This is a genomic window from Pseudomonas sp. MYb60 (genome assembly GCF_002979555.1).
GTDB lineage: Bacteria > Pseudomonadota > Gammaproteobacteria > Pseudomonadales > Pseudomonadaceae > Aquipseudomonas.
In genome coordinates this window covers 414,833-425,926 of record NZ_PCOZ01000001.1, presented here as the reverse complement: position 1 = coordinate 425,926, position 11,094 = coordinate 414,833, and the positions used below count along the sequence as shown (strand labels likewise).

9 protein-coding genes are annotated in these 11,094 nt (G+C 62.2%); 8 read left to right on the top strand and 1 reads right to left on the bottom strand.

The window, feature by feature from the left end; genetic code table 11:
- Positions 1-31 precede the first annotated feature (31 nt).
- On the bottom strand, positions 32-739 hold the full coding sequence (locus CQ041_RS01930) for a tellurite resistance TerB family protein (RefSeq protein ID WP_105520637.1): 708 nt from the start codon (positions 737-739) through the stop codon (positions 32-34).
- 191 nt (positions 740-930) lie between these two features.
- On the opposite strand from CQ041_RS01930, the gene CQ041_RS01925 reads away from it, so the two are divergent.
- The 8 genes from CQ041_RS01925 (at position 931) to CQ041_RS01890 (ending at position 10,939) form a co-directional block, all read left to right on the top strand.
- Positions 931-1,842, top strand: coding sequence for a LysR family transcriptional regulator (locus tag CQ041_RS01925; RefSeq protein ID WP_105520638.1), 912 nt, complete (start codon positions 931-933; stop codon positions 1,840-1,842).
- A 132-nt stretch (positions 1,843-1,974) separates the two neighbouring features.
- Positions 1,975-3,432 carry a gamma-aminobutyraldehyde dehydrogenase gene (locus CQ041_RS01920; protein WP_177429344.1) on the top strand — a complete coding sequence of 486 codons (1,458 nt, stop codon included), beginning with the start codon at positions 1,975-1,977 and terminating at the stop codon, positions 3,430-3,432.
- A gap of 74 nt (positions 3,433-3,506) precedes the next feature.
- Positions 3,507-4,658: a putative ABC transporter substrate-binding protein YdcS gene (gene ydcS, locus CQ041_RS01915; protein WP_105520640.1), complete on the top strand. Its 1,152-nt coding sequence runs from the start codon at positions 3,507-3,509 to the stop codon at positions 4,656-4,658.
- Positions 4,659-4,802: 144 nt separating this feature from the next.
- A complete protein-coding gene (locus CQ041_RS01910) occupies positions 4,803-5,837 on the top strand; it encodes an ABC transporter ATP-binding protein (RefSeq protein WP_105520641.1) in 1,035 nt (344 codons plus the stop codon).
- A gap of 1 nt (position 5,838) precedes the next feature.
- Positions 5,839-6,768, top strand: coding sequence for an ABC transporter permease (locus CQ041_RS01905; protein ID WP_105520642.1), 930 nt, complete (start codon positions 5,839-5,841; stop codon positions 6,766-6,768).
- A complete protein-coding gene (locus CQ041_RS01900) occupies positions 6,758-7,567 on the top strand; it encodes an ABC transporter permease (RefSeq protein WP_025856826.1) in 810 nt (269 codons plus the stop codon). The genes CQ041_RS01905 and CQ041_RS01900 overlap by 11 nt, the downstream gene beginning before the upstream one ends.
- A 21-nt stretch (positions 7,568-7,588) precedes the next feature.
- On the top strand, positions 7,589-9,013 hold the full coding sequence (locus CQ041_RS01895) for a gamma-aminobutyraldehyde dehydrogenase (protein ID WP_105520965.1): 1,425 nt from the start codon (positions 7,589-7,591) through the stop codon (positions 9,011-9,013).
- A gap of 63 nt (positions 9,014-9,076) precedes the next feature.
- A complete protein-coding gene (locus tag CQ041_RS01890) occupies positions 9,077-10,939 on the top strand; it encodes an FAD/NAD(P)-binding protein (protein ID WP_105520643.1) in 1,863 nt (620 codons plus the stop codon).
- The last annotated feature ends 155 nt before the right edge of the window (positions 10,940-11,094 follow it).

Genomic DNA, 11,094 nt, shown 5'->3' with positions numbered 1-11,094 from the left:
ACGGTTCGACTGGCTCCCTCCCACCCTTTATTCAGGCATTCAACCGCACTTGTTTCTCCAGTTCAGCCTTCAGGCCCGGCTCGAGCTTGAGTTGGCGCGCCAGTTCGTCGAGGTAGGCTTTCTCCATGAAGTTTTCCTCGTCCACCAACATGACGCTGGCGATGTACATCTCGGCGGCCATTTCCGGGGTGCTGGCGGCGCGGGCCACATCGGCCGGGTCGAGGGGCTTGTTGAGTTCGGCGTGCAGCCAATTGTGCAGTTCGCGGTCGTTATCCAGCTTGGTGAATTCGCCCTCGATCAGCTCGCGCTCACGCTCGTCCACGTGCCCGTCTGCCTTGGCTGCGGCAACCAGCGCCTTGAGAATGCCCTGGCTGTGTTGCTCGACCTGGGCAGGCGGCAGGCGGTCGATGGTTTGCGGTTCACCCTGGGGGGCGCTGGCTTGGTTGGCCTGCCAGTTGCCATACGCCTTGTAGGCAATCACCCCCAAGGCGGCCAACCCGCCGTAGGTCAGGGCCTTGCCGCCAAATTTGCGCGCCTTCTTGTTGCCCATCAGCAAGCCCATCGCGCCGGCCGCCAATGCACCACCGCCTGCGCCGCCGAGCAGGCTGCCCAGGCCGCTACCGCCGAGCAGGCCGCCCAACGCACCTTTATCTTCCTGTTTGCGCTGGCCGCCGGCCTTGTTCTGCAACATATCCTGACCAGATTTGAGCAACTGATCGAGCAATCCACGGGTGTTCATTCACAGCCTCCTGACACTAGGGTTCATAGGACCAATAGGCCCCCAGCGTAAAACTAAGTGCCAAAAAGCCACGATCTAGAGTGCTTCCAGATGTAACGCCGCGCTGGCGGCTTGACGCTTGCCGCCGCCCCTCACTTAAATCGATATACACTCGAGCCCATCTATAAAAACACTTCACTGGTAACGCCAGCATGATGACCCTGCGTCAAATCCGGCACTTCATTGCCGTGGCCGAGACAGGCTCGATTTCCGCCGCCGCGCAAACCGCGTTTATTTCCCAGTCGACCCTGACCCTGGCGATCCAGCAACTGGAGCAGGAAATCGGCGTGAACCTGTTCAATCGCCACGCCAAGGGCATGACCCTGACCCATCAGGGCCATCAGTTCCTGCGCCAGGCCCACTTGATCCTTGCCACTGTCGACAACGCCAAGCGCAGCCTGCAACACAGCACCGACCAGGTGGCCGGGCAGTTGATCATCGGTGTGACCAGCCTGGTGGCCGGCTATTACCTGGCCGATCTGCTCACCCGTTTCCAGCGCGCCTACCCCAATGTGGAAATCCGCGTGATGGAAGACGAACGCCCCTATATCGAGCATTTGCTGGTCAGCGGTGAGATCGACGTCGGCGTGTTGATCCTCTCCAACCTGGAAGACCGCCACGCCCTGCAGACCGAAGTCCTCACCCATTCGCCGCACCGTCTGTGGCTGCCGGCGCAGCATCCATTGCTGGAGCACGACAGCATCAACCTCGCCGACGTGGCCCGCGAGCCGCTGATCCAGTTGAATGTCGATGAAATGGGCCACAACGCCCAGCGCCTATGGACCAGCGCCGGGCTGCAGCCGCACGTGACCTTGCGCACCGCGTCCACTGAAGCCGTTCGAAGCCTGGTGGCGGCGGGCCTGGGGGTGTCGATCCAGCCCGACATGACCTATCGGCCGTGGTCACTGGAAGGCGACATCATTGAAGCGCGGCCGATTGCCGACCTCAACCAGACCCTCGACGTGGGCCTGGCCTGGCGCCGTGGCACCGCACGCCCGGCGTTGGTGGATCCGTTCCTGACGGTCGCCCGCGAACAGCCGCATCCGCGCAAGCCATCTATTTAATCGAATGCTGCATTCAGTATTTAGTATTTGTTGACCTCGCGCCTGACCTCTAGTCTCTGTACATCCCTAAGAGAAAGGTCAGGCCCTCGCCAGAGAACGCCCATGGCCACACAAGAAAAGAGACCGCGAAAAATGTCCGGCGCGCCCACCCCGCTGCTCACTGCGTTGCTGATCGACGGCGAACTGGTCCAGGGCCAGGGCTTTGTCGAACCGATCCTCAACCCAGCCACTGGCGAGGTGCTCACCCAGATCGCCGAAGCCAGCACCGAACAGGTCGAAAGCGCAATTCTCGCCGCCCATCGTGCCTTTGCCGGCTGGTCACGCACCACGCCGCAGCAGCGCTCGAACCTCTTGCTCGGCATCGCCGATGCCATCGAAAAGCAAGCCGATTACCTGGCCCGCCTGGAATCTCTGAACTGCGGCAAGCCGTTGCACCTGGCCCGCCAGGATGACCTCAGCGCCACGGTGGATGTGTTCCGGTTCTTCGCCGGTGCCGTGCGTTGCCAGACCGGGCAACTGAGCGGCGAATACCTGCCGGGCTACACCAGCATGGTGCGCCGCGATCCTATCGGGGTGGTCGCCTCGATTGCACCGTGGAACTACCCGTTGATGATGGCCGCGTGGAAAATCGCCCCGGCCCTCGCCGCCGGCAACACCCTGGTGTTCAAACCGTCGGAGCACACGCCGCTGTCGATCCTGGCCCTCGCGCCTGTGCTTCAAGCGCTGCTGCCACGCGGCGTGATCAACATTCTGTGTGGCGGCGGCGAAGGTGTGGGCAGCCACTTGGTCAGCCACCCCAAAGTGCGCATGGTCTCGCTGACCGGCGATATCGTCACCGGGCAGAAAATCCTGCAAGCCGCGTCGAAAACCCTCAAGCGCACCCACCTCGAACTGGGCGGCAAGGCGCCGGTGATCGTGTGCAATGACGCCGACCTGCAAGCCGTGGTCGAGGGCGTGCGCGCCTACGGTTACTACAATGCCGGCCAGGACTGCACCGCAGCGTGCCGCATCTACGCCCAGGCCGGGATTCACGACAAACTGGTCGCCGAGTTGGGCGCCGCAGTCAGCAGCCTGCGTTTTGCCGGCAAGCGCGACGCCGATAACGAACTGGGCCCGCTGATCAGCACGCGCCAGCGTGACCGCGTGGCCAGCTTTGTCGAACGCGCCCTCGGCCAACCGCACATCGAACGCATCACCGGGGCCGCCGTGCATTCCGGGGCGGGCTTCTTCTACCAGCCGACGCTGCTGGCCGGCTGCAAGCAAGGCGACGAAATCGTTCAGCGCGAAGTATTCGGCCCGGTGGTCACCGTGACCCGCTTCGACGAACTGGAGCAAGCCGTGGACTGGGCCAACGACTCCGAATACGGCCTGGCGTCGTCGGTATGGACCCAGAACCTGGACAAGGCCATGCAGGTAGCGGCGCGCCTGCAATATGGGTGCACCTGGATCAACAGCCATTTCATGCTGGTCAGCGAAATGCCCCACGGCGGTTTGAAGCGCTCGGGGTATGGGAAAGATCTGTCCAGCGATTCACTGCAGGACTACAGCGTGGTGCGGCACATCATGGCGCGCCACGGCCAGCATCTTTAAAACAACAACTAAGCTCATGCGTCACCGGTTTTGAAAAAACTGCCCCGACCATAATTAAAGAAGAGGGAACCCCCATGTCCGCGCACAAGACTGCATTGCTCAGCGCTCTCACCACCGCGCTGCTGGCCAGCGCCAGCCTGCAGGCCGCCGAACCGCTCAAGGCGGTAGGCGCCGGCGAAGGCCAGTTGGATATCGTCGCCTGGCCCGGCTATATCGAACGCGGTGAAAGCGACAAGGCCTACGACTGGGTCACCGGTTTCGAAAAGGAAACCGGCTGCAAGGTGAATGTGAAAACCGCCGCCACCTCTGACGAAATGGTCAGCCTGATGGCCAAAGGCGGCTACGACCTGGTCACCGCCTCGGGCGATGCGTCGCTGCGCCTGATCGTGGGCAAACGCGTGCAGCCGATCAACACGGCGTTGATCCCGAACTGGAAGAATATTGACCCGCGTCTCAAGGATGCGCCGTGGTACGTGGTCGGCCAACAGAGCTACGGCACCCCCTACCAGTGGGGCCCGAACGTGCTGATGTACAACACCAACGTGTTCAAGACCCCGCCCACCAGTTGGGACGTGCTGTTCAACGCGCAAAACCTGCCGGACGGCAAGCCGAACAAAGGCCGCGTGCAGGCGTATGACGGCCCGATCTACATCGCCGACGCGGCGCTGTACCTCAAGTCGACCAAGCCCGAATTGGGCATTCAAAGCCCTTACGAACTGACCGAAACCCAGTACAAGGCCGTGCTCGAACTGCTGCGCGCCCAGCAACCGTTGATCCACCGCTACTGGCACGACACCACCGTGCAGATGAGTGACTTCAAGAACGAAGGCGTGGTGGCCTCCAGTGCCTGGCCGTATCAGGTCAACGGCCTGCAGAACGAGAAGCAGCCGATCGCCTCGACCATTCCCAAGGAAGGCGCCACCGGCTGGGCCGACACCACCATGTTGCACACCGAGGCCAAGCACCCGAACTGCGCTTACAAGTGGATGGACTGGTCGTTGCAACCGAAAGTCCAGGGCGATGTAGCGGCGTGGTTCGGCTCGTTGCCGGCCGTGCCGGCGGCCTGCAAGGAAAGCGAGTTGCTCGGCGCCGAAGGCTGCAAGACCAACGGTTTCGATCAGTTCGACAAGATCGCCTTCTGGAAAACCCCGCAGGCTGAGGGCGGCAAGTTCGTGCCGTACAGCCGCTGGACCCAGGACTACATTGCGATCATGGGCGGTCGCTAAGGTCGCCCAGACAACAGCGGTCTCCTGTGGGAGGGGGCAAGCCCCTCCCACACCGGAGCCGAGTACATCTCAATACCGCATTGTTTTTTCAGAAGTCCAGGCCGGGCCGCTGCGACGACCCACGCCTTTTTGGAGCACCGCACCATGACGCTTGCAGTCCAATTCACCCAGGTTTCCCGCCAGTTCGGCGACGTGAAAGCCGTTGACCGGGTCTCCATCGATATCCAGGACGGCGAGTTCTTTTCCATGCTCGGCCCTTCCGGTTCAGGCAAGACCACCTGCCTGCGCCTGATCGCCGGGTTCGAGCAGCCGAGCGCCGGCTCGATCCGTATCCACGGCGAGGAAGCCGCTGGCTTGCCGCCGTATCAGCGCGACGTGAACACTGTGTTCCAGGACTACGCGTTGTTCCCCCACATGAATGTGCGGGACAACGTGGCCTACGGCCTCAAGGTCAAGGGCGTGGGCAAGGCCGAGCGCCTTGACCGCGCCGAAGAGGCCCTGGGCATGGTCGCTCTGGGTGGCTACGGCGAGCGCAAGCCCGTGCAACTCTCCGGCGGCCAACGCCAGCGTGTGGCCCTGGCCCGCGCCTTGGTCAATCGCCCACGGGTCTTGCTGCTGGATGAACCGCTCGGCGCACTCGACCTCAAGCTGCGCGAACAGATGCAAAGCGAGCTGAAAAAGCTGCAGCGCCAGCTGGGCATCACCTTTATCTTCGTCACCCACGACCAGACCGAAGCGCTGTCGATGTCCGACCGTGTGGCGGTGTTCAACAAGGGCCGCATCGAGCAGGTCGATACGCCGCGCAACCTGTACATGAAACCCGCCACGGCCTTCGTCGCCGAGTTCGTTGGCACGTCCAATGTGATTCGCGGCGAGCTGGCCCAACGCCTGAGCGGCACACCGCAGCCGTTTTCGATCCGCCCGGAGCACGTCCGTTTTGCCCAGGGCCCACTGGGCATCGGCGAAGTGGAGATCAGCGGCTTGCTGCACGACATTCAGTACCAGGGCAGCGCCACCCGCTACGAGCTCAAACTGGAAAACGGCCAGGCGCTGAATATCAGCCAGGCCAACAACCAGTGGCTGGACGTCAGCAGCGGCCATCAGGTCGGCCAGTCGATCACCGCGCGCTGGGCCCGTGAAGCCATGACGCCGTTGACCGAAACCGCAGGCGAGGTGTGACATGAGCCTGGCCGTTTCCCATCCGCCGATGCGCAGGTTTTCCAACCTGCTGTACCGCAAGCCCAACCTGTACCTGGCGATGTTGCTGATCCCGCCGCTGATCTGGTTCGGCGCGATCTACCTCGGCTCGCTGCTGACCCTGCTGTGGCAAGGGTTCTACACCTTCGACGACTTCACCATGGCGGTCACCCCGGACCTGACCCTGGCCAACTTCGCCGCGCTGTTCCAGCCGTCGAACTTCGACATCATCCTGCGCACCCTGGGCATGGCGATCGCAGTGTCGATCGCCAGCGCCGTCGTTGCGTTCCCGATTGCCTACTACATGGCGCGCTACACCACGGGCAAGACCAAGGCGTTCTTCTACATTGCGGTGATGATGCCGATGTGGGCCAGCTACATCGTCAAGGCGTATGCCTGGACCTTGCTGCTGGCCAAGGGCGGCGTGGCGCAGTGGTTCGTGCAGCACCTGGGCCTGGAACCGGTGTTGCAATTTGTGCTGAGCATTCCCGGCGTGGGCGGCAGCACCTTGAGCACCTCGCACCTGGGGCGGTTCATGGTGTTCGTCTATATCTGGCTGCCGTTCATGATCCTGCCGATCCAGGCCTCCCTGGAACGCTTGCCGCCCTCCCTGCTGCAAGCCTCCGCCGACCTGGGGGCCAAGCCGCGCCAGACCTTCATGCAAGTGATCTTGCCACTGTCGGTGCCGGGCATTGCCGCCGGTTCGATCTTCACGTTTTCGCTGACCCTGGGTGATTTCATCGTGCCGCAGCTTGTGGGGCCGCCGGGTTACTTCGTCGGCGGCATGGTGTACGCGCAACAAGGCGCCATCGGCAACATGCCCATGGCGGCGGCGTTCACCCTGGTGCCGATCGTGCTGATCGCGGTTTACCTGTCCATCGTCAAACGCCTGGGGGCCTTCGATGCACTCTGAGAAATCTTCGCTGGGTCTCAAGATCGCAGCCTGGGGTGGACTGGTGTTTTTGCACTTCCCGATCCTGATCATCTTCCTCTACGCCTTCAACACCGAAGAAGCCGCGTTCAGCTTTCCGCCCCAAGGCTTCACGTTGAAGTGGTTCAGCGTGGCCTTCGCCCGGCCGGATGTGCTCGAAGCGATCAAGCTGTCGCTGCAGATCGCGGCTATCGCCACGTTGATCGCCATGGTGCTCGGCACGCTGGCCTCGGCGGCGCTGTATCGCCGTGAGTTCTTCGGCAAGCAAGGGGTGTCGTTGATGCTGATCCTGCCGATTGCGCTGCCGGGGATCATCACCGGTATCGCGCTGCTGGCGACGTTCAAGACGCTGGGTATCGAGCCGGGGATGTTCACCATCATCGTCGGCCACGCGACCTTCTGCGTGGTGATCGTCTACAACAACGTCATCGCGCGTCTGCGCCGCACCTCCCACAGCCTGATCGAAGCCTCGATGGACCTGGGCGCCGACGGCTGGCAGACGTTCCGCTACATCATCATGCCCAACCTGGGCTCGGCGCTGCTGGCCGGCGGCATGCTCGCCTTTGCGCTGTCGTTCGACGAAATCATCGTCACCACCTTCACCGCCGGCCACGAGCGCACCTTGCCGCTGTGGCTGCTCAATCAACTGAGCCGGCCACGGGATGTACCGGTGACCAACGTGGTCGCGATGCTGGTGATGCTGGTGACGATGTTCCCGATTCTCGGTGCCTATTACCTGACGCGCGGCGGTGAAAGCGTGGCGGGTAGTGGCGGTAAATAATTGCTTGAAGAGGACATGTCGATGCAAACCAAACTGCTGATCAATGGCCAACTGGTCGAGGGCGAAGGCCCGGCCCAGGCGGTATTCAACCCGGCGCTCGGGCGCGTGCTGGTCGAAATCAACGAAGCCAGCGAAGCCCAGGTCGACGCCGCCGTGCGCGCGGCGGATGCAGCCTTCGAAGGCTGGTCGCAAACCGCGCCCAAGGACCGCTCGCTGTTGTTGCTGAAACTGGCGGACGTAATCGAAGCCCACGCCGAAGAACTGGCCAAGCTGGAGTCGGACAACTGCGGCAAGCCCTACAGCGCCGCGCTGAACGACGAGATCCCGGCGATTGCCGACGTGTTCCGCTTTTTTGCCGGCGCCAGCCGCTGCATGAGCGGTTCGGCCGGCGGCGAATACCTGCCCGGCCATACCTCGATGATCCGCCGCGACCCGGTGGGCGTAATCGCTTCCATCGCGCCGTGGAACTACCCGCTGATGATGGTCGCCTGGAAAATCGCGCCGGCCCTCGCCGCCGGTAATACCGTGGTGCTCAAGCCGTCGGAACAAACCCCACTGACCGCATTGCGCATGGTCGAACTGGCCGCTGAAATCTTCCCGGCCGGTGTGCTCAACCTGGTGTTCGGCCGTGGACCAACGGTGGGCAGCCCGCTGGTGAACCACCCGAAAGTGCGCATGGTGTCGCTGACCGGCTCCATCGCCACCGGCGCAAACATCATCGCCAGCACCGCCGACAGCGTGAAGCGCATGCACATGGAGTTGGGTGGCAAGGCGCCAGTGATCATCTTCAACGACGCGGATATCGACGCCGCCGTGGAAGGCATCCGCACCTTCGGTTTCTATAACGCCGGGCAGGATTGCACCGCAGCCTGTCGGATTTATGCGCAGGCGGATATCTACGAGAAGTTTGTCGAAAAACTCGGCGCGGCGGTCGCCAGCATCAAGTATGGCTTGCAGGATGATCCGGCCACCGAGCTGGGCCCGTTGATTACCGCGCAACACCGTGATCGTGTCGCCGGTTTTGTCGAGCGTGCAGTGGCACAGCCACACATTCGCCTGGTCACCGGCGGCAAGGCGGTGGAAGGCAACGGCTTCTTCTTTGAACCGACCGTACTGGCCGATGCCCAGCAGGACGATGAGATCGTGCGCCGCGAAGTGTTCGGGCCAGTGGTGTCAGTGACCCAATTTACTGACGAAGCGCAGGTGTTGGACTGGGCCAACGATTCGGACTACGGCCTGGCGTCGTCCGTATGGACCGCTGATGTAGGCCGCGCCCACCGCCTGGCCGCACGCCTGCAGTACGGCTGCACTTGGGTGAACACCCACTTCATGCTCGTCAGCGAAATGCCTCACGGCGGTCAGAAACTGTCCGGGTATGGCAAGGACATGTCCATGTACGGGTTGGAGGACTACACCACCGTGCGCCATGTGATGTTCAAGCACTGACGATTCAACCCGGCATCCTCTCTGGATGCCGGGAACCTATAACAATAATTTTCAGGATCCCCCATGGACATCACCCGCCGCGACTTCCTCAACGGCGTCGCCATCACCCTCGCCGCCGGCATGACCCCGCTGCAAATCCTGCAAGCCGCCCCCGATGGTCGCTACTACCCCCCTGCCCTCACAGGCCTGCGCGGCAGCCATGTCGGCTCGTTCGAAGTGGCGCACCAGATGGGTTGGGAGAAGAAGGTGTTCGACACCGACAAGCTGCCGATCACCGAGGACTATGACCTGGTAGTCGTCGGCGGTGGCTTGAGCGGTTTGTCGGCCGCGTGGTTTTACCGGGAGAAGCACCCGAAGGCAAAGATCCTGATCCTGGAAAACCACGACGACTTCGGCGGCCACGCCAAGCGCAATGAGTTCCAGGCCGGTGGCCGCATGATCATTGGCTACGGCGGCAGCGAGGCGTTCCAGTCGCCGAATCACCTTTACAGCAAAGAGGTGAACGGGCTGTTGAAGAAACTCGGGGTCAATATCAAGCGTTTCGAAACGGCCTTTGACCGCCAGTTCTACCCCGGCCTGGGGCTGTCGCGCGGGGTGTTCTTCGACAAGGAAAACTTCGGCGAAGACAAACTGGTGACCGGCGACCCGACGCCGATGGTGGCCGACGATGTGGCGCCGGACCAATTGAATGCCCGGGCGATTGGCGACTTCATCAACGACTTTCCCTTGCCCCAGGCAGACCGCCAGGCATTGATCGAACTGCATACCGCGCCCAGGGACTATCTGCCGGGCAAGACCGCCGAGGAAAAGGCCGACTACCTGGCTGCCACCAGTTACCGCGATTTCCTGCTCAAGAACGTCGGTTTGTCGGAAGGCGCAGTGAAGTACTTCCAAAGCCGCACCAACGACTTCATGGCGCTGAGCATCGATGCCGTCGCGGCGTCCGACGCCTACAGCGTAGGTTTCCCCGGTTTCAGCGGCATGAACCTGGCACCGATCAGCGAAGAAGCGGCCGCAGAAATGGAAGAGCCCTACATCTACCATTTCCCCGATGGCAATGCGTCGGTCGCGCGCCTGCTGGTGCGCAGCCTGATCCCGGGCGTGGCACCGGGGCACACCATGGACGACATCGTGCTGGCGGCATTCGACTATGCCAGGCTCGATCAACCCAAGGCGCCGGTACGCCTGCGCTTGAACAGCACCGCGGTCAGTGTGCGCAACGTCGGCGACAGCGTGCATATCGGCTACAGCCGTGGCGGACAACTCGCACAGGTGCGCGGCAAGCGCTGCATCCTGGCCTGCTACAACATGATGATTCCCTACCTGCTCAAAGACTTGCCGGCGCCGCAGGCCCATGCCCTGAGCCAGAACGTGAAATACCCGCTGGTGTACACCAAGGTGGTGATCCGCAATTGGCAGTCGTTCCAAAAGCTGGGCGTGCACGAGATCTACGCGGCGACCCAGCCTTACAGCCGCATCAAGTTGGACTATCCGGTAAGCATGGGCGGCTACGATCACCCGCGCGACCCGACGCAGCCGATCGGCTTGCACATGGTCTATGTGCCCACCAGCCCCAACAGCGGCATGAACGCCCGCGACCAGGCGCGTGCCGGGCGCGGCAAGTTGTATGGGCAGACCTTCGAGCAGTTGGAAGCGCAATTGCGTGACCAGTTGCAACGCATGCTGGGGCCGGGAGGGTTTGACCATGAGCGCGATATTCTGGCGATCACTGTCAACCGGTGGTCACACGGTTATGCGAGTTTTTCCAACAGCTTGTTCGATGACGCCGATGAAAGCGAAGCGCTGATGAACCTGGCACGCAAACCTGTGGGGCATGTGAGCATCGCCAACTCGGATGCCGCGTGGAGTGCGTATGCCCATGCGGCGATTGATGAGGCGTACCGAGCAGTGGGTGAAGTTGGCTGAAACACAGCCGGGAGAGATGTGTGGTTTTATGTGGGAGCGGGCAAGCCCGCTCACACAGTTGATCTTCATACCTCTGAAGTCATGTGCTCGACCACAGACTCGGAAATGTCTTGTCGCATTTGCAATGCCATCACGCCAGCATTCATCAATTTTCC